At 71.4% G+C, this 19,948-nt stretch carries 25 protein-coding genes; 8 read left to right on the top strand and 17 right to left on the bottom strand.

Features of this window, described 5'->3' with window-relative positions; translation table 11 throughout:
* Window positions 1-396: 396 nt before the first annotated feature.
* From AB0H75_RS37155 to AB0H75_RS37140, 4 genes are all read right to left on the bottom strand, one after another.
* Window positions 397-822 carry a type II toxin-antitoxin system VapC family toxin gene (locus AB0H75_RS37155; protein ID WP_367804341.1) on the bottom strand — a complete coding sequence of 142 codons (426 nt, stop codon included), beginning with the start codon at window positions 820-822 and terminating at the stop codon, window positions 397-399.
* Entirely contained in the window at window positions 819-1,064 is a 246-nt protein-coding gene (locus tag AB0H75_RS37150) for a hypothetical protein (RefSeq protein ID WP_157548638.1), read from the bottom strand. Before AB0H75_RS37150 ends, AB0H75_RS37155 begins: the two co-directional genes overlap by 4 nt.
* 351 nt (window positions 1,065-1,415) lie before the next feature.
* Window positions 1,416-1,829: a type II toxin-antitoxin system VapC family toxin gene (locus AB0H75_RS37145; RefSeq protein WP_367804340.1), complete on the bottom strand. Its 414-nt coding sequence runs from the start codon at window positions 1,827-1,829 to the stop codon at window positions 1,416-1,418.
* Window positions 1,826-2,086 carry a CopG family transcriptional regulator gene (locus AB0H75_RS37140; protein WP_367804339.1) on the bottom strand — a complete coding sequence of 87 codons (261 nt, stop codon included), beginning with the start codon at window positions 2,084-2,086 and terminating at the stop codon, window positions 1,826-1,828. The genes AB0H75_RS37145 and AB0H75_RS37140 overlap by 4 nt, the downstream gene beginning before the upstream one ends.
* Before the next feature lie 442 nt (window positions 2,087-2,528).
* Between AB0H75_RS37140 and AB0H75_RS37135 the strand changes: the two genes are divergently transcribed.
* Window positions 2,529-3,317, top strand: a complete 789-nt coding sequence (locus tag AB0H75_RS37135) for a cyclopropane-fatty-acyl-phospholipid synthase family protein (protein ID WP_367804338.1) — start codon at window positions 2,529-2,531, stop codon at window positions 3,315-3,317.
* Window positions 3,318-3,643: 326 nt separating this feature from the next.
* Here the strand turns inward: AB0H75_RS37135 and AB0H75_RS37130 are convergent, their stop codons facing one another.
* Both AB0H75_RS37130 and AB0H75_RS37125 read right to left on the bottom strand, forming a co-directional pair.
* The gene (locus tag AB0H75_RS37130; protein ID WP_367804337.1) at window positions 3,644-3,943 is read right to left on the bottom strand and encodes a helix-turn-helix domain-containing protein; all 300 of its coding nucleotides are present in this window, start codon (window positions 3,941-3,943) and stop codon (window positions 3,644-3,646) included.
* Between the two features lie 14 nt (window positions 3,944-3,957).
* Entirely contained in the window at window positions 3,958-4,275 is a 318-nt protein-coding gene (locus tag AB0H75_RS37125; RefSeq protein WP_367804336.1) for a type II toxin-antitoxin system RelE/ParE family toxin, read from the bottom strand.
* 788 nt (window positions 4,276-5,063) lie between these two features.
* Here AB0H75_RS37125 and AB0H75_RS37120 point away from each other — a divergent pair.
* On the top strand, window positions 5,064-5,198 hold the full coding sequence (locus AB0H75_RS37120; RefSeq protein WP_367804335.1) for a hypothetical protein: 135 nt from the start codon (window positions 5,064-5,066) through the stop codon (window positions 5,196-5,198).
* A 420-nt stretch (window positions 5,199-5,618) separates the two neighbouring features.
* On the opposite strand, the gene AB0H75_RS37115 is transcribed toward AB0H75_RS37120, so the two are convergent.
* Window positions 5,619-6,116 carry a hypothetical protein gene (locus AB0H75_RS37115; RefSeq protein WP_367804334.1) on the bottom strand — a complete coding sequence of 166 codons (498 nt, stop codon included), beginning with the start codon at window positions 6,114-6,116 and terminating at the stop codon, window positions 5,619-5,621.
* A gap of 93 nt (window positions 6,117-6,209) precedes the next feature.
* Between AB0H75_RS37115 and AB0H75_RS37110 the strand changes: the two genes are divergently transcribed.
* Entirely contained in the window at window positions 6,210-6,701 is a 492-nt protein-coding gene (locus AB0H75_RS37110) for a winged helix-turn-helix transcriptional regulator (protein ID WP_367804333.1), read from the top strand.
* Between the two features lie 165 nt (window positions 6,702-6,866).
* On the opposite strand, the gene AB0H75_RS37105 is transcribed toward AB0H75_RS37110, so the two are convergent.
* Window positions 6,867-7,067 carry a hypothetical protein gene (locus tag AB0H75_RS37105; RefSeq protein ID WP_367804332.1) on the bottom strand — a complete coding sequence of 67 codons (201 nt, stop codon included), beginning with the start codon at window positions 7,065-7,067 and terminating at the stop codon, window positions 6,867-6,869.
* Window positions 7,068-7,226: 159 nt separating this feature from the next.
* On the opposite strand from AB0H75_RS37105, the gene AB0H75_RS37100 reads away from it, so the two are divergent.
* On the top strand, window positions 7,227-7,436 hold the full coding sequence (locus AB0H75_RS37100; RefSeq protein ID WP_367804331.1) for a hypothetical protein: 210 nt from the start codon (window positions 7,227-7,229) through the stop codon (window positions 7,434-7,436).
* Between the two features lie 52 nt (window positions 7,437-7,488).
* On the opposite strand, the gene AB0H75_RS37095 is transcribed toward AB0H75_RS37100, so the two are convergent.
* The 3 genes from AB0H75_RS37095 to AB0H75_RS37085 form a co-directional block, all read right to left on the bottom strand.
* Window positions 7,489-8,106: a hypothetical protein gene (locus AB0H75_RS37095; RefSeq protein WP_367804330.1), complete on the bottom strand. Its 618-nt coding sequence runs from the start codon at window positions 8,104-8,106 to the stop codon at window positions 7,489-7,491.
* Window positions 8,107-8,207: 101 nt separating this feature from the next.
* Window positions 8,208-8,792 (bottom strand): hypothetical protein, encoded by a 585-nt coding sequence (locus AB0H75_RS37090; protein WP_367804329.1) that lies wholly within the window; start codon window positions 8,790-8,792, stop codon window positions 8,208-8,210.
* 88 nt (window positions 8,793-8,880) lie between these two features.
* On the bottom strand, window positions 8,881-9,771 hold the full coding sequence (locus tag AB0H75_RS37085; protein ID WP_367804328.1) for a chemotaxis protein CheB: 891 nt from the start codon (window positions 9,769-9,771) through the stop codon (window positions 8,881-8,883).
* 102 nt (window positions 9,772-9,873) lie between these two features.
* On the opposite strand from AB0H75_RS37085, the gene AB0H75_RS37080 reads away from it, so the two are divergent.
* On the top strand, window positions 9,874-10,332 hold the full coding sequence (locus AB0H75_RS37080; RefSeq protein WP_367804327.1) for an N-acetyltransferase family protein: 459 nt from the start codon (window positions 9,874-9,876) through the stop codon (window positions 10,330-10,332).
* A 7-nt stretch (window positions 10,333-10,339) separates the two neighbouring features.
* Here AB0H75_RS37080 and AB0H75_RS37075 read toward each other — a convergent pair whose 3' ends face one another.
* Window positions 10,340-13,249, bottom strand: a complete 2,910-nt coding sequence (locus tag AB0H75_RS37075; RefSeq protein ID WP_367804326.1) for a BTAD domain-containing putative transcriptional regulator — start codon at window positions 13,247-13,249, stop codon at window positions 10,340-10,342.
* Between the two features lie 343 nt (window positions 13,250-13,592).
* Between AB0H75_RS37075 and AB0H75_RS37070 the strand changes: the two genes are divergently transcribed.
* Together AB0H75_RS37070 and AB0H75_RS37065 are read left to right on the top strand one after the other, a co-directional pair.
* A complete protein-coding gene (locus AB0H75_RS37070; RefSeq protein ID WP_367804325.1) occupies window positions 13,593-14,693 on the top strand; it encodes a ThiF family adenylyltransferase in 1,101 nt (366 codons plus the stop codon).
* On the top strand, window positions 14,690-15,967 hold the full coding sequence (locus AB0H75_RS37065) for a hypothetical protein (protein ID WP_367804324.1): 1,278 nt from the start codon (window positions 14,690-14,692) through the stop codon (window positions 15,965-15,967). The genes AB0H75_RS37070 and AB0H75_RS37065 overlap by 4 nt, the downstream gene beginning before the upstream one ends.
* 8 nt (window positions 15,968-15,975) lie before the next feature.
* On the opposite strand, the gene AB0H75_RS37060 is transcribed toward AB0H75_RS37065, so the two are convergent.
* From AB0H75_RS37060 to AB0H75_RS37040, 5 genes are all read right to left on the bottom strand, one after another.
* On the bottom strand, window positions 15,976-16,317 hold the full coding sequence (locus AB0H75_RS37060; protein ID WP_367804323.1) for a DoxX family protein: 342 nt from the start codon (window positions 16,315-16,317) through the stop codon (window positions 15,976-15,978).
* Window positions 16,318-16,453: 136 nt separating this feature from the next.
* Complete coding sequence (locus tag AB0H75_RS37055; protein WP_367804322.1) at window positions 16,454-17,164, bottom strand: trans-aconitate 2-methyltransferase; 711 nt, start codon at window positions 17,162-17,164, stop codon at window positions 16,454-16,456.
* 48 nt (window positions 17,165-17,212) lie between these two features.
* Entirely contained in the window at window positions 17,213-18,745 is a 1,533-nt protein-coding gene (locus AB0H75_RS37050) for a multicopper oxidase family protein (RefSeq protein ID WP_367804321.1), read from the bottom strand.
* On the bottom strand, window positions 18,742-19,089 hold the full coding sequence (locus AB0H75_RS37045; RefSeq protein ID WP_367804320.1) for a hypothetical protein: 348 nt from the start codon (window positions 19,087-19,089) through the stop codon (window positions 18,742-18,744). The genes AB0H75_RS37050 and AB0H75_RS37045 overlap by 4 nt, the downstream gene beginning before the upstream one ends.
* A gap of 217 nt (window positions 19,090-19,306) precedes the next feature.
* Window positions 19,307-19,606 carry a MazG nucleotide pyrophosphohydrolase domain-containing protein gene (locus AB0H75_RS37040; protein ID WP_367804319.1) on the bottom strand — a complete coding sequence of 100 codons (300 nt, stop codon included), beginning with the start codon at window positions 19,604-19,606 and terminating at the stop codon, window positions 19,307-19,309.
* 159 nt (window positions 19,607-19,765) lie between these two features.
* Here AB0H75_RS37040 and AB0H75_RS37035 point away from each other — a divergent pair, with 159 nt between their 5' ends.
* A complete protein-coding gene (locus AB0H75_RS37035; protein ID WP_367804318.1) occupies window positions 19,766-19,945 on the top strand; it encodes a hypothetical protein in 180 nt (59 codons plus the stop codon).
* Window positions 19,946-19,948: the final 3 nt, after the last annotated feature.

Genomic DNA, 19,948 nt, shown 5'->3' with positions numbered 1-19,948 from the left:
CGGTCCGAAACTCCGGATCAAAGCGCCGCCGCGTGACTGCTGCCACGACCAAACCTCTCCCGGTTCGGTCTCCACGCTACGAGGGGAAGCGCAAACCAGGTGACCTGATCACGATGCACGAGATGCGACCTCCTGCCGGAACGGCACGCGTGGTCGAGATCATGCAACCCGTGACAGCCGACTCGTAGCTGCGCGAGGCCGCGCTGGCTGCGCATGGTTGAGTCGTGCCCGTTGCGTGCCCGTTCGGTTGGCGATCAGCAGAAAGCTGCGGGGACTCACGGTGACTCGACCGCCATAAGCCCAGGCCAGCGTTTGCCCAGCTCAGGCAGTGTGATCTTGAAAGACTTCCCAAGCTGACAGCGCGGGTTCGATTCCCGTCACCCGCTCCATCATCTCTCAGGTAAGTATCTCGGGCAGCAACCTGAACGCTGACACATGCCGAGGGCGAATGAGCGTGAAGTCCCGTCGGTCTATCGTCGCGATCTGTGTGATCCCCAGACGCTCGGCAATGGCGACCACGGACACGTCAGCAGGGTCGAGTCGAGCATCCTTGTAGAGCCGGACGAGTTCGGCCATCCGCCGCACATCCACAGGAAGCAGCTCAACCAGCTCGAACTCTTCGATCACGAGATCAAGAAACTGGGCGTGTACGGCAGGCCCCATGTGCCTGTTGATCGTCCAGCCGGCTTCAATCAAGATTGTCGGTGGAAGGAGCAGCGGCCCCTTCAGACACTCAAGAAGCCGTACACATGAGATATGGTGCCTGTCATCTCGATCGACGACAGCGATCAACGGGCCGGTGTCCAGAAGTGTGGCGGTCACACCGACCGATTGAACCGCTCCGCCAGTAGATCTTCGACCCGTTCTGACAGATCTCCTTCGCCTGATGCGCCGATCCCGGCGATCGACAGCCGACGATGCCGAACCGGCTCAGACGGCTCCTCGTCGGCCGCCTCAGCCAATTCCGGATCCGTCTTGACCAAGCGCAGCAGCCGACGTGCCTGGTCGGGCGACAGCCGGTCCACCAGATGGTGAAGCTCCTCATGCGCATGTTCAGCGCTCATGCCCACGAGTCTACGCAAGCAGTTCCGCTGGCGGCAGCAGCACCACCCCCAAGGGTCGGCGTACGACCGTAATCATCACCTTCAGGCTCGCAGGAAGCCGCGGTCACTCACGGCTATTCACGAGCAGCAGATACCCTCCGGCCTGCGCCATCGTTTCCCAGCTCAGCGTGACAAGATCAGTAGCCGGTTCCCGAGCTGACAGCGCGGGTTCGATTCCCGTCACCCGCTCTCACTACGAAATCCCAGGTCGACCGATGGATTCGGCACCCGTGCTTCGACGTTGTCCAGAGGCTGTTGATCTCTCCGGGCCGTTCAGGACAAGTGATCACCCTGTCGGAGCCGGCAGGCAACTTAGACCTTGATGACAGTGACGCGTACGCCGCAGAGAACGGCGAGATCGTCGGGGTCGGAAGTGAGGACCGTGACTGGCCCGGGGGCAGCGAGGGCGGTGGCGCCGACCATGGCATCGATGGCGTACTTGTGCCCGTGCAGGTTGGCGTCGGACAAGAGCGTGGCGGCGTGGCGGGCGATTGGCTCGGTGACCGGCTCGACGACAAGGCGGGAAAGCGTCCACTCCAGGGCCGGCCTGTTGACGCGGGGGTGCACCACCTCGACGAGAGTGGCGGCAGAGGTGATGACGCGAAGGTCGTCGGCACGGGCAAGAGCAAGCCATGCGGTGACCGTACGGTCACGCAGGACGGCCTTGGCCAGCCCCTCGCTGTCGAGGACAAGGGTGCCGCCGGGAGCAGCGGGAGAACGGGTCACGCAGCCGCCCCACCATTGGCCTGTCCCCGCCGGGCCTGGTGGAGTTGGTCACGCAGTGCCTGAACCTCGTCGTCCGAGATGGGGCCGTGCTCGGCCTCGGCGACCTGGATGAGTTCGTTGAGGTTGTCGCGCTCGATCTGGCGGGCGACGGCGGCGGCAACGTAGGCGGACAGGCCGGAAGGGCCGCTCCGGGACCGGGCAGCCTCGGCGATATCGCGAGGCATGGTGATCGAATACTTGCCGGTAGGCTCACTCATACTCCTTATCCTACCTCTTATCCTCCTACGGCGTTCTGACGAGCTCGCGCACTTCAGAAACGCCGCCGCCAGTGGGCTGCACACCGACAGCAGCCAAGCGCTCGTCGTACAGGGCCTGGATACCGATGTCATCGGCGTGCCCGTTGCGTGCCCGTTCATAGGGCGATCAGCGGGGACTCGCGGGGACTCGCGGTCACTCGACCGGTCCGTGCCCAGCCAGCGTTTCCCCTGTGCAAAGGCCGTAATCTTGAACGAGTTCCCAAGCTGACAATGCGGGTTCGATTCCATCACCCGCTCTCGCAGAGAAAGCCCAGGGAACCGATGGATTCGGCACCTGCGCTTTCATTCGGCCGTTGGCTCTTGGACCGCCCTGCCGAGGCCGGTGCGATTGAGGCTTAATGCGGGTGCACGAGGGCATCCACCATGTTTAGTCTTGCCGTTCGTGGCTGATCAGACGACAGACGAGACGACCGCAGACCAGATGCCCTCGCATGTAAGCAGGCTGACCTTTCACGGGCCGTTGAGTGAGGAGCGGGTCGCGGGATTCCTCGCGCGCCTGGTCGCGACGGAACCGGAGAGCGTGCTGGACATCGGCTGCGGATGGGGCGAGTTGAGTCTCCGGCTGCTCGCCGCCGCGCCTGGTGCTACGGGCATCGGTATCGACCTGCTCGATCGGGATCTGGAACGTGGCCGGGCCCTCGCGGCCGGTCGCGGTCTGGCGGACCGGATGGAGTACCTGAAGGAGTCAGCCACCGGCACCCAGCGCGGTCCCGCCGACGTGGTGCTGTGCGTGGGCTCCGGGCAGGCGCTCAGCGACGCCCCGGCCCCCGGCCAGTACGGTGAGGCTCTGAAGGAGCTGCGCAGGCTGGTCAACCCCGGCGGCCGCGTGCTGTACGGCGAAGGGTTCTGGGAACGCCGGCCGCAGCCGGAGGAGCTGGCCAGGATGTGGCCAGGTGCCAAGCTCGACGACCACCTTCCGCTGGACGGCATGGTCAAGGTGGCGGTGCAGGCCGGGTTCCGGGTGGAGTGGCTGGAAGTCGCCTCCCAGGAAGAGTGGGACCAGTTCGAGGCGGGCTATCTTGCCGACATCGAGGTATGGCTGGCCGCCAACGCCGGCCATCCCAAGGCCGCGGAGTTGCGCGCCGACGCCGACCGGCAGCGCGCCTCGTACCTGACCGGCTATCGCGGGATCCTTGGGCTTGTCTATCTGACGCTGGTCCCGGTGGCATGACGGAGACGGTTGGCCGACCGGTTGTCCCCACGATGAGGACTGTCCGTGACGCCTGCCGAGCGGAGCTCCAGCCTGGCCGAAGGTGACGGGATCCCGTCAACACCCGTGCCCGCCGCGTGCCCGTTCTGGTGGCGACCAGCGGGGAGCCACGGGGATGTACGGTCGCTCGCCCAGCGTGTGCCTAGGTCAGCTGACGGGGAGCCAGGTCAGGGATGGATTCACTACCTGGCTCTGATCGTTTTGTGGGACTGTTCTCGATCTTCCGTGCAACCAGCGATGCGGTGCCGGCGGCCGGGATGTGACTGCGACGCTGCTTTCGAGCGGAATCAGCCGGCCTCACACAGCGGTTGGAACTCGACGCTGAGCCGCATCTCCAGAGCCTCTGCCAGACGCTCCAACATGGGGATGATCGGCATGGCCCCTCCGGTCTCGAACCGGGCAACCGCCGGCTGCCGCAGCCCCGTGCGCTCCGCCAGTTCGGCCTGGGTCAGTCCAAGTTGCTCACGCCGCAGCCTCACGGCCTCGCCCAGCTCAAACCGGATCTTGGCCGCCTCGTAGGCCGCTCCGGCACCGGGACGACTCATTATTTCGGACTTCCTGTCGGCCCAAGTCCTGCGCTCGCTCACTCCGCTCACTCCGCTCACTCCTCATCAGTGGTGTGCGCCTCAGTGATACACCGCTGTATGGCCCGCCACGCACGATCGATCTCAGTGGTCTCGCGCATCCGCTGCTTGCGGAACACCGTCAGCATGACGATCCGTCTCCCCGGAGCGATCCAGTAGGTGATCCGCACAGCCTCTCGGTGGAGATGAAACCGCAGCTCCCGTAGTTTGCCGCGGAGTTGACGAGTGTAGGGCTCATCGAGCAGGACACCACGCTCGGCCAGTAGGTCGATGGAGAACGCCGCTGTTTCCTGGTCTTCCTGGTCTTCCTGGTCAAGAGTGTCGAACCCACTCATCAACCTCAGGCTCCAGCTCCACCTCTCCTCAGCTCATAACACAGGCGTTATAGGGGCGGCAAGGGCCGGGTCTTGGAGAAGTGAAATTGCCCTGTTACGTGCCTCGGCGCTCAGGTCACGCCAGGCCGAAGGCTGGTCGTCGGGCCATGAGCAGGCCCTCGAGAAGGGTGACGAGGGAGCGACCACGGTCACCCATGACCGGCTTGCGGCCCAGCTCAGCGCCTCAGCGGGCCGTGATCGATGCAGTTCTCAAGCTGACAGCGCGGGTTCGATTCCGTCACCCGCTCCCAGCATGTGCAGGGGCCTCGATCGCGAGGTCTTTCGCTTCAGGGTGCTTCGCGCCAGTTGCTCCAGGCCCTGCTTCCCAGGGGGCTCCGCCCCCTTCGACCCGGACGCTCGCTCCGCTCGTTCTTCCCGGTCGCGTGTTGCCTGGTGGGCGCCCTCGACCCGACCCGCGGCCACTCCCAATGGCGACCAGCAGACCGGGAGGTTCGTGCTCATCGACGGCCCTGGCGACACCTTGCCCAGCCCCGGCAGCGTGCTGACAGCCCGACGCTACGAACCCGAGAGCCGGCGCCTGCGACTGCTGACGGTGGCCGGACGACCGGCCTGCGGTGGTCGGCACGTGCATCTGCGCCTCGCATCCCGCGGCCCGCATCCCGCGGCCCGCATCCCGCGGCCCGCATGGCGATCATTGTGGAATTGGTGTGTCCTGGGCGGCGCTCCCCGTGCTCGGGCCACGCCTGCACGACATTCCCACCGATCCTCTTCGCGGCTAGCCTCGCAAGGTGGACAACGATGAGCGCGCGATCCAGCCGTGGAGCGACGCCGAGCTCGCCGCCGGGGCCGGCTTCGCCGTTTTGCTGTTTCTCCTGCCCACCATTATCTGGTTTGTCATGGTGATGTGGCGTCGCCACAGATAATGCCCCGGCGGGGATGCTCCGGTTCCGGGTGGTCGCCCTACGGCGAGTCAGGAACGTAAATGGCCGAGGTGGAAGCCTGATCATCCCGCCCGTCATCGACCTGGGGCAAGCCGAGCAGGCCAGGCAGGCGGGCGAGGCGCGCGAGGCCGCGTCTGCTCGTGCGGGATGAGCGCGTGGAATCCACGGAGATCGCCATTGGCAGGAGCAAGCAGGCCGATCATGTGGCGATCCAAGTAGTAGGCCGCATGCACCCCGGCGCCACTGATTTCTGGGACGGAAACTGGCTCGCCTCTCCCGTCCTCGTGCGCGTCGGAGGCTTTACCGCCAAGGTCGACGCCGGTCTCCGGGTCGAGGAACTACGTGCCTTCCGAATGGGTCTGCAACACATCTACGCGGAGGTGTCGCGTCGATCCCCGCTCGTCAGGGCAGGCGGGCGTGTTCGGCGCGGGTGGCGGCGATCCGTTCGCGGGCGAGCGTGCGGGCCCGCTTGGTGTCGTCGCCGGTGAGCCGGGCGAGGATCGTTGCGAGCGGTCTGATCTGGCCCCGGCCGCCCCAGTGGCCCTCGGGGATCTCGGTGGGGAACACCCAGATCCGGCCGGCGTCGCGCGGCCAGGCGCCGTTCTCCGCGTCGAGGATCGCCTCGGTGACCTCGGCGATGACGCTCGCGCGCTTCTGCTCGTCGAGCTGGCCCTCGGGGACGGACGGGACGACCTTGTAGCGAGGTGCGTCCGCGGGCTCTCCGCCGACGTAGATGCCGGCCGGTCGGTGCAGCCAGAGCCAGGAGACGGAACGGCTCACCGGGTCGGCGGGGTCGAATCCCTCGTTGCGGATGAGGATCTCGGTGATGCGGTTCAGCAGGGCCGCCTCGGCGTCCGGCTGGAGCGCGCCTTCGGGAATGTACACGTCGAGCATGGGCATGGTCGATCTCCTTATGAGTTTACTTTTTCAACTCAGGCCGGAGTCTACGAGGGCTAAGTACAACTTGTAAACCCAGGTGGATACACTCGTCCCATGGAGACGCGGCGAATCGACCCGGTGAACTGCTCGGTGGCGCGCGCCCTCTCGGTGGTCGGGGAGCGCTGGTCGCTGCTGATCGTTCGTGAAGCGCTGGACGGCGCGCGCCGGTTCGGCGAGTTCCACTCCCGCCTCGGGATCGCCAGGAATCTCCTGGCGACCCGGCTCGAGACCTTGGTGACCGCGGGGGTGATGCGCCGCGTGCCCTATCAGGAGCCCGGGGATCGGCAGCGCTTCGCCTACGAGCTCACCGAGCAGGGCCGGGCGTTGCGGCCCACGCTGGTGGCGCTCCTGGAATGGGGCGACACGTACCTCGCCGACCCGCAGGGCCCGTCGGTCATCGTCCGGCACCGGCCCGTCGACGATGCGAGTTCCTGCGACGAGCCGGTCAAAGTCGTCCTGGAGTGCGCCGCGGGGCACAGCCACCTCGCCCCGGAAGACGTCTGCCGTACGCCCGGGCCGGGCGCGCGCTTCATGGAAAGCTCCTGAGGTCCCAGGAACGCCGACGCGCGGAGCGTCGCGTCGTGCGGCAGGCCGGGGAAGCGGTTCCGTCGGGGGCGCCCGCTGTCGACGGCGATTTCGGTTGTGGCTCAGGGTGTGGAGAAGCCGTGCAGATCATGTGGAGGTGCGTCGGGAGATCTGGTCGCGTCTCAGCTACGACCGCGAGACTGCGTCCATGCGTTCCGCGACGGAGGTGCCCCGCTGGACCAGGTGGACGGCGATCATGGCACTGCTCGGATGGGTGGTGCTGGCCATCGCGTCGTACCTGTCGTTGCCGATGTTCCGGACGATCTGGTGGTTCAGCAAGCTCGTGACCGCGACGGCCTGGACGTGGGCCGCTCTGTGGTCCTTCACCACGGTGATGACCTATCTGTCGTTCAAGGTCTACGCCCGGTCGTTCGCCGTGCTCGCGGTCACGGTGCTCTTGGGTGCGCTCATCTGGAGGATTGAGCGGAGGTCGCCGCTCTTGTCGCGGAGAACCGGAGCGGCCGGCCGCTCACGGTGCCCTGGTGGATGGCGTACCTGTCGATGGACGGCCAGGTGCGCCGACAGGGAGAGGTGCTCTACCTTCCGGTGTTCGAAGACTCCTGGCGTGCGGAGAGCGGCAGGGGGATCGCCTACCTACCGGCCCCGCCGACCTCCGAGACGATCGTCCAGACCGCTGCCGGGGACGTCGGCAGCCCCGTACGGGACCTCGGCGACGGCTGGTGGTGGGTGGAGTAGACCGGACGCCACAAGATGCCACGACAGCGGCAGGTGGATCAGGTCAGGTGGGTCAGGTCGTGTTGTGTCGCGCGCCGCTTCTCGGCGGCGGGCGCCCGGTCGAGGCCGTGGGAGGGGTGAGGCGGGCGTTGATCCAACGTTGGCGTTCCGGGGGGAGGTGGCGGGCGGTCATGGCTGTCCGCAGGAGGTGCGGGTCGAATCCGTGCGTCGCCAGGTGGTCGAGGAGGGGTTCGTAGCGGTCGGGGCGGTCGCGCAGGAGCTCGGTGGCCAGCCGCAGCTCCAGGCGCACCACGGGGACCTGGTGGGGGCCGCACGGGACCAGGACGTAGTGCCGCCACGGGCCGGGGCCGACGCACTCCATGCCGTCGGAGTCGGTTTCCCGCTCGACCGTGCTGATCTCCAGGGGGACGCCGTTCACCTCGTACCTGGTGAAGTACTGCGCGCTCTCGGGGAGCCAGGTGGCCGCGTACAGGCAGGGGAAGGGCGCGAGGGCGGCGGCGAAGGCGTCCACGTCCTCGCGGCGGGCCACCAGGAGATCGACGTCGCCGACGGGGAGATCGACGCCCTGCAGCAGGGCGGCGCTCGTGCCGCCCACGCGGTACGCCGGATCGGCTCCGGCGGCTCCGGCGGCTTTCAGGGCGGTGAGGGTGGTCTCCAATGCCGACGTCACGTCCATCAATCGCAGAAATACCCCGTCGGCTCCCATGACGGTCAACGTACTGATCGCGAGCCTTCGCGGTCAGGGGTCCGCCGGGTGCCGGCACGGGGAAGTCACGGCATTTCGCCGATCGGGGCGACGGTGTGGGGGTCGCCGGGGGTGCATCGCCAGACGGCGCGGCCGTGCTCCAGCTCGGCGTGCAGGCCGCGGTCGTGCGTGGGGCAGGTGGGCCATACGCTCCAGGTCAGCTCCATGATCACTTCCTGGGTGGCGTCGGCCACGCAGGCGAGCGCCTCCTGAGGGTGGCTCGCCGCGTGGGGCGGGATGCCGTTGCCCTGGTAGCCGCCCTGGAACTCCACCCGGGCGTGGCCGCTGCCGTCCTGGTCGTCGGTGGTCAGCCGGAGCGTTCCCGTGATCCCCGCGGCCCGGACGTCGCGCTCCACGATCTTTAGTGCCTGCTCCAGCAGCGTCCACGGGCCCGGTTCGAAGACGAAGCCCGGCCCGGGGCCGGTGTCGCGCAGGAGGCCGCTCCCCAGGCGGGTGAGGTCGGCCGCGGTCAGCTCGGCGGTGGGGCGTTCGAGCAGCTCCCGGGTGGTGGCGGTGCTCACGCCTTGTTCCTCCAGCAGGCAGGCCAGCCGGAGGACGGGCTCGGCGTCGAGGCCGCCGTCGCGTAACGCCGTGTGGATGTGGTCTCTCAACGTGTGAGCCGTACGTTCGGCCCGGTCTTCGGAGCGCACGATGCAGTATCGCCTGCCGCGCGCGGAACCGGGCAGGGCGCCGAACCGCTCACGAGCGCCCGCCGGCCGCCGGGGAGTCGGTGGCCGGGCCGGGCGGACCGGCGGGGCCTGCCGGCGCGGCCGGGGTGGCGTAGGCGGGCAGGACGTGGGTGGCGATCAGCTCGGCGGCGTGGACGGCCTCGTACGCCTTCAGCTCGGCGCTGCGCCGCAGCGGGCTGTTCTCGGCCACCCGCTCGGCCAGTTGCCGCTGCGTGGACGCGTACGCGTGGAGGCGGCTGACGGCGAGCCACAGCGCGACGTCGAGGCCGTCCGCGCAGGTGGTGGTGGCGGGCGCTGTCGCGGGCGGCGGGGCGGTCGCCGCCAACCGGGCGACGGCCGCCCCCAGGTCCTCGACGGACAGGGGCCTCGCCTGCGGCACCTGGGCGAGGGTGGCCTGGGGCATGGAGGGGAACGGCGCCTCGCCCGGGTCCTGCACCAGGACGGCTCCACCGGCGGCCGCCACCGCCGCCGCGCCGTCCGCGGCGTCCCGCAGGACCCCCGACAGGACCACGGCCACCACCCGCCCGCCGCACGTGCGGGCGGCGCTGTGGAACAGCGGGTCGGCCGCCGGCCGGTTGCCGTGGACGTGCGGGCCGCGGTGCAGGCGCAGGATGTCTCCCGGGGTCAGCACCAGGTGCTGGTCCGCGGGCGCGAGGACGACGATCCCGGGCGTGAGGCGCTGGCCGGGGACGGCGTAGGCGACCGGGAGCGGTCCGGATCGGGCGAGGATGTTGGGGAGTCTCAGCGGGACGTCGGTGGTGGCGGTGTGCAGGACGACGAGCACCGCCGCGGGCAGCCCCGGCGGCAGCCCGCTCAACAGCTTCTGCAGTGTGCCGACGCCGCCGGCGGACGCGCCGATCACGATCACGTCTCGCCCGCGCCGGCCGGGCATTCCCGTCATCCTTACAGGTTCCCGCGATGTGCCGCGTCGGGGAAGGCGGTGAGCCGAAGAGCGGCCGGGCGGGGGCGTGCGTGATCAGTGGGCGATAATGTGATGATTGTGATGAATTGGGGGGTTCGGGCGGCTTCCTGGGCGGATCTCGAAGCTCTGGCCGAGCTGCGGGCCGTGGTGATGCGGCCCGATCTGGAACGGCTCGGCCGCTACGACGAGCACCGGGTACGGCAGCGGCTGCGGGACGCGTTCGCGCCGGAGCACACCTGGGTGATCGAGGTGGACGGGACCCCGGCCGGCTGCGTGGCGCTGCGTCCCGCGCGGGACGGCGCCCGCTGGCTGGAGCACTTCTACCTGGCGCCGGAGCTGCACGGCCAGGGCGTCGGGTCCGCCGTGCTGGGCTCGTTGCTGGAGCGGTGCGACCGCGAGGGCGTGGCGGTGGTCCGGCTGAACGTGTTGCGGGGCAGCGCGGCCCGGCGGCTGTACGAGCGGCACGGGTTCGCGTTCGAGAGGGAGGACGAGGTGGACGTCTTCATGGCGCGCCACGGAGCGAGCAGCGGGCAAGGCTGAGGCGGGATCAGCCTTGCCGCCCGTCGAGGGCGTTCAGGCGGGCGCGGAGGGCGTCGGCGTCGCCGGGGGCCAGCTCGGCTATGAGGGCGAGGGCGCGTTCGAGGGTGTCCCTGCCTTCGCTCAGCCGTCCGGCGGCCAGCTGGGCCTCGCCGAGCCGGCGCAGGGTGCGGGCACCGAGCGCGCGTTTGCCGCCGCGCCGCCAGGCCAGCGAGCGGCGGTAGTAGGCGATGGCCTCGTCGTGGCGGCCGAGCAGGTGGTGGATGTGGCCCATGCTGTCGAGGGTGGCCGACTCGCCGGGCAGGTCGTCCAGCTCGCGGTGGATGGTCAGGGCCTCCTCGCAGCGGCGTAACGCCTCCTCGTACGCGCCGAGCTGGGCGTGGAACCAGCCGATGTTGTTCAGGACCCGCCCTTCACCCGCCCGGTCGCCGGCCGAGCGGTAGAGCCGCAGCGCCTGCTCGCTCAGGGCCAGCCCGTCCGCGTACCGGCCGCGGCGGTCGTCCAGCACGCTCAGGTAGATGAGGCACAGGGCCTGCCCGGCCGGGTCGCCGAGCGCGCCGAACAGGTCGAACGCCTGCCGCAGGTGGTGCTCGCTCGCGTCGTCCTGGCCGAGCCGGATGAGAGCCTGGGCGAGGCCGACGCGGGCGTGGGCGGCGGCGGCACGGTCGTCCAGCCGGTCGGCCGCCTCCAGCGCGGTGCGGAACATCGCCGCCTGGTCGTCGGAGCGGCCCTCCTGGGAAAGGAAGCCCCAGCAGGCGCCCGCCAGCTGCCAGGCGTGCACGTCGAAGCCGGTACGGGCGGCGTGCCGGATCGCCGCCAGCAGGGTGCGGTGCTCGCGGCCGAACCATGCCTGGCTCTGCGCGCGGTCGGCGAAGCGGGCCAGGACCACGCCGGGGCGCGGCGGCGCCAGGGCCAGCGGGACGCGGTGGTACAGGTCCAGGAGCCGGTCGCCGAGGTGGGCGCTGTGCAGGTAGTGGTCGAGCAGCCGGTGCAGGGCCTCGCGGCGCTCGTCCGCCGGGTCGCGCAGGCGGGTCAGCTCCTCGGCGTACGCGCGGAGCAGGTCGTGCCGGCCGTAGCGGCCCGGGGCGCGTTCGGTGGCCAGGTTGGCGCGGGTCAGCTCGGCGAGCAGGCGGCGGGCCTGGCGTACGGGGATGCCGGCGAGGCTGGCGGCCGCGGCGGTGGAAAGGTCAGGGGCGGGGAGCAGGCCGCACAGGCGGAACAGGCGGGCGGCGTCCGGGGAGAGCGCGTGGTAGGACCAGGACAGGACGGTGCGGATGTTCGTCGCCGCGTCCCCGCCGTCGAAGACGTCGAGGCCGTCGGCCTCGCCGGCCTCGACGGCCTCGCCGTCAACGCCGTCAGTGCTGTCAGCGCTGTCACAGGCGGCGTCGAGCCCCGAGATGAGGCTGCCGAGCGGGAACGACGGCCGCGCGTGGGCCCGGGCGGCCACGATGGACAGGGCCAGTGGCAGCCCGGCACACCGGGTGACGATGTCGTCCACCGCCCGCGGCTCGGCGCCCACCTTGTCCGCGCCGAGCCGGCGGGTCAGCAGCTCGCGCGAGTGCTCGGGCGAGAACAACCCCAGCCGCAGCGTACGGGCGCCCTCGGCGGCGACCAGGCCGGTCAGCTCGGCGCGGCTGGTGATCAGCGCGAGGCAGCCGGGCGCGCTGGGCAGCAGCGGGCGGACCTGGTCGCAGTCGAGGGCGTTGTCGAGCACGATCAACATGCGGCGCTCGGCCAGCAGGCTGCGGTAGAGCCCGACCTGCGCCTCCAGCGTGGCGGGGATGAGCTGGGGCGGCACCTGCAGGGCCTCCAGGAACAGCCGCACCGCCTCGGCGGGCGGGCGCGCGTGGTGGGTGGGGCCGAAGCCGTGGAGGTTGACGTAGAGCTGGCCGTCGGGGAAGCGGTCGCGCACGCGGTGCGCCCAGTGGACGGCCAGGGTGGTCTTGCCGACGCCGCCGGTGCCGGTGATCACGCAGGGGGCCGGCATCTGGTCCGGGGAGCCGGCGGGTGGCATCAGCCGGTCCAGGGCGGCCAGCTCGTCCTCGCGGGCGGTGAACAGCTCGGTGTCGGGAGGGAGGTGCCGGGGGACGGTGAGGGCGTACGGCTCGACCGCCACCGGACGAAGGGCCGGGGACGTGCCGGGCGTCACCGGCGTGCCGGGGGTCACCGGCGTGTCCTCGCGGCCTGCGAGGATCGCCTGGTGCAGGCGTTGCAGCTCGTCCCCTGGCTCGATGCCCAGGTCCTCGGCGAAGCGGCGGCGGGCGCTGCGGAAGACGGCCAGCGCCTCGGTCCTCCGGCCGTCGCGCAGCAGTGCCGTCATGAGCAGCGACACCAGCCGCTCGCGCAGCGGGTGCTCGCCGAGCAGGGTCGCCAGCTCGGCCGCCACCTCCTTGTGGCGGCCCTGCCGCAGGTCGAGCGCGGCTCGCCGCTCCAGCGCCGCCAGCCGCTCCTCGTCGAGCACCGGCACCACGACGTCGGGCAGCCACCGGCCCGCGACGCCGGCCAGGGGCGGGCCCTGCCACAGCGCGAGCGCCGCCCGCAGCAGGCCGAGCGCGCGCCCGGGGTCCGGCTCGGCGCCGGCCTCGCGGGCCAGGCCGCGGAAGCGGTGCAGGTCGATGCGGGTGCGCGGCACGGTCAGGCAGTAGCCGTGCGCCGAGGTCGCCAGCGTCGCCTCGGGGAACGGGGCCAGCAGCCGGCGCAGCCGGGAGATGTGCCCCTGCACGGCGTTGCGGGACAGCTCGGGCGGCTCGGGGCCCCATAGCGCGGTCTCCAGGCGTGCGACGGGCACCGGGCGTCCCGCGTCGAGCAGCAGCATCGCCAGCACGGTCCGCTGCTGCGGGGTGGACGGGCCGAGGAGCCGCCCGGCGTCCCATGCTCCCACCGGTCCCAACAGGCGGAACTCGACGCCGTCCTCCGTCACCCGTCCTTGCCTCCAGCCACCGGACGCCTCAAGGGCACACGCCCCAGAATGATCATCGGTAGGCAGCTTAACGGCCACATCAGCGGAAAATCAGCGACATTTCAGTACGCGGGATCACTCTATTCACCAGTGGCACTCAGGCCGCTCGAACCTCACGAGGAGGACCATTATGGAGATCAAGGTCAAGAAGGTCGAATCCGTCAAGGCCACCCAGAACCCCGCCACGTGAGGCGCTGACACCGCCTGACGATCTCTCCCGCGGGGAGGGAGGCATGACGCCCCGCACGGCGCGCCGGTCCTCCCTCCCCGCGGGAACCCAACGGGTACCGGCGCTGGAGGCACGATGCGTGTGGCGTTGAAGGAATGCGAGTGGGAGACGACCGGCGAGGATCTCCTCGTGGTCTTCGACGCTCGCGAGGCGATCACCTTGAGCGATCCCGAGGGGCAGGTGGCCGCGCTCCTGAGCGAGCTGCGCCGGGCTCCGGGCACGGCGGCCGAGCTGAGCGCGGCGCTCACCGCGCGCGGGTTCCGCCTCTCCGCGGAGGAGGTCGGCGACGGCCTGGCCGGACTGGACTCCCTGGGCCTGGTCGAGGACGCCGACGGCCGCAGCCTCGGCGATCCGGACGAGGACGAGCGGCACTTCTCCAACCTCAGCTTCTACGGCACGCACGCCTCGCTGGAGCGCCGGCGGGCCGCGTTCCAGCGCTCGATGCGCGAGGCCCACGTGCTGGTGCTCGGCGTCGGCGGCGGCGGATCCTCCCTGGTCCAGTGCCTGGCCGGCCTCGGTGTCGGCGAGATGACCCTGGTGGACCAGGACCGCGTCGAGCCCCGCAACTTCGCCCGGCAGTTCCTCTACCACCACGCCGACCTCGGCCTGTCGAAGGCCGAGCGCGCCGCCGCCTGGGTGGGCGACTACGACCCGAGCATCAAGGTACGCCCGGTCGAGCGCTGGGTGTCCGCCCCGGAGGACCTCGCGGACCTGGTCGAGGGGGTCGATCTCATCGCCGGCGGCCTCGACGGCCACCCGCACGCCAACCTCTGGGCGAACGAGGCCGCCGTCCGGGCCGGCATCCCGTACGTGCTGGGCGGCGCCAACCGCAGCCAGCTCATGTACCTCTCCGTGGACCCGGGCCGCACGGCCTGCCTGGCCTGCGACTACGCCGACCGGCCCGCCGAGGACACCTCGGAGGGCGTCGCGTACCGGATCGTGGAGAACATGAAGCTGAGCAACCCGCTCACCGGCCCGATGGCCATGCAGGTGGGCTCGCTGCTCGCCTTCGAGGCACAGCGCTACCTCACCGGGTACGAGCCGCCGCGTGCGGCCGGGTACCGCGTCACGCTCGACCTGCGCCAGGGGCTGGTGCCCGAGTGGCAGCCCCTCCCCCGCGACCCCGGCTGCCGGGTCTGCCGGCTGGCGCCGCCGCGCGAGGACGGCGGGCGGTGAGCGTCCCGGAGCAGGCGCTCGCCACCGGCGCCACCGGTGCGGCCACCGTGCGGCTCCGGCCGCTCAGCGTCGTCCCCGAGGGCGAGGACGAGGTGCTGGTGGGCGACCCGGCGACCGGGACCTTCGTGACGATCCCGGCGGTCGGCGGCGTGGTGATCGCCGCGCTCCAGCGCGGCGCGAGCGTGGACGAGGCGGCGGCCGAGGCCGCCGAGTTCGCCGGCGAGCCGGTCAACGTCCCGTCGTTCGTCGCCACGCTCGGCGAGCTGGGCTTCCTGGCCGACGACGAGGCGGCACAGGATGATCCGGCCGACGCCGCCGAGCCCGTACGCACCGCGCCCATCCAGGCCCGCCGCTGGATGACCAGCGTCCGACCGGAGCTGGTCCGCCCCTTCTTCGGCCTCGTGGCCTGGGCCTGCTACGCCGCCTGCCTGCTCTACGCGGTGGCCGTCCTCGTCCTGAGACCGGGCCTGGTCCCGCATCCGGCGGAGGACGCGTTCGCCTTCGGCGACACCGGGCTGAGCGCGCTGGCCTGGCTGCCGTTCGTGTGGTTCGCGGCGGCCAGCCACGAATGCGGGCACTGGCTCGGCGCGCGGGCGGCCGGCATCCAGACCCGCTTCGGCGTCGATCGCCGCCTGTGGATGCTGGTCTTCGAGACCGACCTCACCCAGCTCTGGACGCTGCCGCGCCGGCAGCGGTACGGCCCGCTGCTGGCGGGTCTCGCCGTCGACTCCGTGCTGCTCGCCGTGCTGCTCACCGGCCGGCTGCTGATCGATGTCGGCCTCTGGTCGCCCCCGGCGCTGGTCGCGTCGCTGCTGGCCGCCTGGGTGTTCATCAAGATCATGCAGATGCTCTGGCAGAGCCTGGTCTTCCTGCGCACCGACCTCTACGCGGTGCTGGTCAACGCCCTCGGCTGCCGCAACCTGTGGCGGGTGAAGACGCTGATGTTGCGGCGGGCGTTCGGCCGGCTGACGGCGGAGGAGGCCGGCGAGCTGGCCGAGGCGAGCGAGGCCGACCTGCGGGTCGGGCGCTGGTTCCGCTGGGTGTGGCTGGCGGGCTTCGCCGGCGTGGTCGCCTGGTTCTGCCTGCTGCTGCTGCCGGTCTTCGCCGAGGTCCTGCGGTGGACGGCCGAGGGCCTGGCCGAGGGGCCCCTGGCCGTCGCGTTCTGGTACCGGTTGCTCTGTGCCGGCCTGCTGCTGGGGCCCGAGATCCTGGCCCTGACGCTGGCGGCCAAGGAGTACGCGGCCCGGCTCGCCGCCGCCCGTTCCCGTTCCTAGGACCCCGTTCAGGACGCCAGGATCATGGCGGCCACCACCGGCGCCAGGTAGAGCAGCGGGAACGGCACGTGCTTGTAGGAACGGGCGCGCAGCACGGTGACGACCGCGCCGGTGAAGTACATCACCAGGCCGATGCCGGCGGCGACCCCGATCGCCGGCACGAACAGCCCGGCGACCAGCCCGATCGCGCCCGCCGCCTTGGCGGTGCCCAGCCAGGGCCACAGGGCGCGCGGCACGCCGTACTCGGCCAGCGGCTCCACGACCCACGTGGCGCGCGCGAAGACCGAGACGGCCGAGAACCCCACCCAGACGGCGGCCAGGACGGTGATGACGACGGCGGTGGTGGACATCAGGACTCCTTCCGGACGCCGGGCCGCCGTGGCCCGGCATTCCGTTGAACCCCGGGCCGTCACGAATGTGACAGGATCCCGCCCCTCCGCCGGTGGCGGGGCCGGCTCGTCGCGGCTCGGCCCGCCCCGGCCCGGCTCAGCCGCGGGTGCGGCGCCAGGCGAGCAGGCCCTCGGGGGCGTCCGACCGGGTGAAGCCGGCGCCGGTGAGCTCGCTCTGGAGGGTCTCCCAGGACGGGTGGTAGGCGTCGCCGACCAGCTCCTCCTCGTCGATCACCGTGTCGCCGTCGAGGACGCGGTAGACGATGCGGCGCCTCAGGGTCTCCTCGTCCCGGGGCTCCATGACCTCCATCGACATCGTGTAGCGGTGGCGGCCCACCTGGTGGGCCTCCAGCTCCTCCAGCGGACGCGGCGCCAGGCTGCCTCCGCGCCAGGTGAAGACCAGCAGGCCACCCGGCTCCACCTGGCTCGCGAGGACCGGCCAGAGGCGCTTGCGGTAGTCGTGGTCGAGGGCGTACAGCACGTTGATCATCACGATGGCCTCGGCCGGCTCGGGCAGGCTCACGCTCAGGGCGTCGCCGGGCAGGACGGTGACGCGCTTCAGCAGCTCGGGACGGGCCAGCAGCCGGGACATCAGCACCGCGCGCATGCCCGCGGACGGCTCCAGGGCGAAGATCTCGGCCGGGGTCCAGTCGGCCAGGGAGGTGGTGATCAGGCCCGTGCCGGCGCCGACCTCCAGGATGCTCCTGGTCACGCCGGCCAGGAGCGGGGGCAGCTTCTCGCGGATGACCGGGACGTGGCCGTTCTCGTGGAACAGGTCGTAGGCGGGGAGGGAGATGAAGTCGGTCATGGTCGGTCACCGTAGCGGAGGCAGGCCCCCGCTTCGGACGGCCCGGCGTCAGATCACCTCGAAGGTGCTCATCATGGCCATGTCCTCGTGTTCGAGGTTGTGGCAGTGCAGGACGTAGCGGCCGCGGTAGCCGGTGAACCGGGTGATGATCTCCACGGTCTGCGCCTCCCGCAGCTCGACGGTGTCCTTCCACTCGGGCGGCCCGCCCGGCCGCTCGCCCCCGGCCGACAGCACCTGGAAAGGCGCCAGATGCAGGTGGACGGGGTGGGCGACGTCGCTGGTGAGCCGCCAGACCTCCACCTGGCCGAGCTTGGGCCGGGCATCGACGCGGGCGGCGTCGAACGGCCGGCCGTTGATCAGCCAGCCGGTGTGGCCGTGCAGGCTCCCGCTGGTGAACTCGAAGTCGCGGGTCACCTCGGCCTTGGCCGGGTCGAGCCGCTCGACGCGGGACAGCGTCGCCGGGATCGCCGAGTCGTCGCGGGCGTCGCGCTCGACGGTGAAGCGCAGCACCCGCGCCTGCGGCCCTTCCCCGAGGAGGTTGCGCAGCTCGACGCGGTCGCCGACCCGGTACGCGGCGAAGTCGACGATCACGTCCGCGCGCTCGCCCGGCGCCAGCCGTACCTGTCGCAGGGGGCGGGGCGCGGCCAGCAGCCCGCCGTCGCTGCCGATCTGGGTCAGGACGCCGCCGGGCGACAGGGCCAGCTCGTAGGTGCGGGCGTTGGAGGCGTTGAGCAGCCGCAGCCGGTAGCGGGCCCGGTCCACGCCGAGCCACGGCCAGGGCGCGCCGTTGACCAGGATGACGTCGCCCAGCACGCCGCCCATGAACGCCTCGCGGGCGCCGGGCCCGTCGTGGCGGGACGGGTAGGGCATGGTGCCGTCGGCGTTGAAGGACCGGTCGCAGATCAGCAGCGGCACGTCCCGCTCGCCCGACGGCAGCGGCAGCGCCTCCTCCTCGTCGTCGCCGACCAGGAAGAAGCCGGCGAGGCCGCGCCAGACCTGCGGCCCGGTGTGGTCCATGCGGTGGTCGTGGTACCAGAGCGTGGCCGCGCGCTGCTCCAGCGGGTAGACGTGGTCGCGGTGGGTGCCCGGCTGGACCAGGTCGGTCGGGTAGCCGTCGGACTCGGGCGGGGTGTGGCCGCCGTGCAGGTGGGTGACCGTCGGCGCGTCCAGGCGGTTGGTGACGCGCACGACGGTGCGGCGGCCGCTGCGGGCGCGGATGGTGGGCCCGGGGAAGCGGCCGTCGTACCCGCGGATCGGGGTGCGCAGGCCCGGCAGGATCTCCACCTCGGCGGGGCGCTGGACGAGCTCGTAGTAGTCGGTGCCCGCGTCGGTCCGGTACGGCTCGGCGACGGCGGGCAACGGCAGCGGTACGGCGTACGGCGCGGGCAGGGGCGCCTTGCTCGCCAGGAGCTGGGGCAGCGGGGTCCCCGCCAGCGCCGAGCAGCCCGGGAGGGACAGCGCCGCGCCGAGGCCGAGCAGGCGCAGCGCCTGCCGCCTGGTCATCGCCATGCCGGGGGTCGTGCCGGGGGTCGTGTCGGGGGTCGTGTCGGGGGTCGTGCGGGTGGTCGCGCGGATGGTCACGCCGCCGCCGTCCGGGTGCGGCCGGTGGGCCAGACCTGCGCCAGGCGTACCGTGCTCACGCCGAACATCAGCACGCCGAGCGGCACGTGCACCCCCTTGACGTGGGCCACGCCCAGCGCCGCCTGGACCAGCGTCATCACCAGCATGCCGACGGCGGGCAGGACGGCCCTCCGCTGCCGCGCCACCAGCGCGGCGACCAGATGCAGCAGCACGGCGACCAGGACGACGGCGGCCGTGGCGCTGTGCATCGTCCGGCCGCCGGGCGAGCTGAGCAACAACCCGGCGGTGACCGCCTGGAGCAGCAGGGCGACGGTCTGTACGGTGATCGCGATACGCAGGAACATGATCCTCCTCAGGGGGCGGGGCGGGCCGGGCGGCGGCGCCGCGTCGTCGGGGCTCGCCTGAGAGGAATCGTCGTCCGGGGACCGGCTTCCGGGCGTCCTCCACCGGGATCGTCTGTCGCTACCGCACCGGGACGACCGCGACCGGCCCCACTACCACGCCGGAAGTAGTTCCGCGATCAGGTCGTGGTCGTGTCCGGGGAGGGCCGCGCGCCTGACCTCAGCGGTTGAGCCACTTGCGGTCGATCTCCGCCTCCAGGTCCACGCCGTGGTGGCGGGCCAGGAGCAGCACGTGGCACAGGACGTCGGCCAGCTCCTCGCGGAAGCCCGCCTCGATCTCGGCCGGGGTGCGGCCCCTGGTCCTGGATCGTCCGGTGCGCGTCAGGAACGCCTGGGTCAGCTCGCCGACCTCCTCCTGGAGCTTCAGGACGTACCAGATGTCGTCCCGCTCGATGCCGAGCGAGGCGGCGTACCGGCTGGAGACGGACTCGATCGCGTCGGAGAGCTGCCGCAGGTCCACTCCCCGTACCTTACGTGCGGCCGGCGGGCGGCGTTGGGCCTACGCGGCGTCCTGATCAGGTAAGCGACGCGCCAGGACGGGCGTTTCGCCACGCTCCGTGCATCGGTGCCGTCCATCATTCGGATCGGACGGCGGTGGCGGGAAGCGAAGGACGGGGCGATGCGGGACATCAAGGTGTTGCTGGAAGCCGGTCCCCACGGCGGTCACGGGCTCACCGTGCGGGTCGCCGGCCGGGTCCCGCCAGGGACGGAGTACGGGGCGTGGCGCGTCCCCGCGCCGCCTCCTCCCCCGGAGCCCGGTGACGACGACCTGCTGGATCCGGGCGGGTGCGAGTTCTGAGCC

It is taken from the genome of Nonomuraea sp. NPDC050783 (assembly GCF_040802095.1).
In the GTDB taxonomy this organism is placed as follows: Bacteria; Actinomycetota; Actinomycetes; order Streptosporangiales; family Streptosporangiaceae; genus Nonomuraea.
Note: the sequence above shows the minus strand (reverse complement) of the source record. Positions and strands in the feature narration are given on the sequence as shown.

Coding starts and splice junctions, on each gene's coding strand:
- AB0H75_RS37070 (WP_367804325.1), top strand. CDS start 13,593: ATGCGTGTGGCGTTGAAGGAATGCGAGTGGGAGACGACCGGCGAGGAT.
- AB0H75_RS37035 (WP_367804318.1), top strand. CDS start 19,766: ATGCGGGACATCAAGGTGTTGCTGGAAGCCGGTCCCCACGGCGGTCAC.
- AB0H75_RS37150 (WP_157548638.1), bottom strand. CDS start 1,064: ATGAGCGCTGAACATGCGCATGAGGAGCTTCACCATCTGGTGGACCGG.
- AB0H75_RS37080 (WP_367804327.1), top strand. CDS start 9,874: ATGAATTGGGGGGTTCGGGCGGCTTCCTGGGCGGATCTCGAAGCTCTG.
- AB0H75_RS37125 (WP_367804336.1), bottom strand. CDS start 4,275: ATGAGTGGGTTCGACACTCTTGACCAGGAAGACCAGGAAGACCAGGAA.
- AB0H75_RS37110 (WP_367804333.1), top strand. CDS start 6,210: ATGGAGACGCGGCGAATCGACCCGGTGAACTGCTCGGTGGCGCGCGCC.
- AB0H75_RS37085 (WP_367804328.1), bottom strand. CDS start 9,771: ATGACGGGAATGCCCGGCCGGCGCGGGCGAGACGTGATCGTGATCGGC.
- AB0H75_RS37140 (WP_367804339.1), bottom strand. CDS start 2,086: ATGAGTGAGCCTACCGGCAAGTATTCGATCACCATGCCTCGCGATATC.
- AB0H75_RS37055 (WP_367804322.1), bottom strand. CDS start 17,164: ATGACCGACTTCATCTCCCTCCCCGCCTACGACCTGTTCCACGAGAAC.
- AB0H75_RS37045 (WP_367804320.1), bottom strand. CDS start 19,089: ATGTTCCTGCGTATCGCGATCACCGTACAGACCGTCGCCCTGCTGCTC.
- AB0H75_RS37100 (WP_367804331.1), top strand. CDS start 7,227: ATGGCGTACCTGTCGATGGACGGCCAGGTGCGCCGACAGGGAGAGGTG.
- AB0H75_RS37060 (WP_367804323.1), bottom strand. CDS start 16,317: ATGTCCACCACCGCCGTCGTCATCACCGTCCTGGCCGCCGTCTGGGTG.
- AB0H75_RS37115 (WP_367804334.1), bottom strand. CDS start 6,116: ATGCCCATGCTCGACGTGTACATTCCCGAAGGCGCGCTCCAGCCGGAC.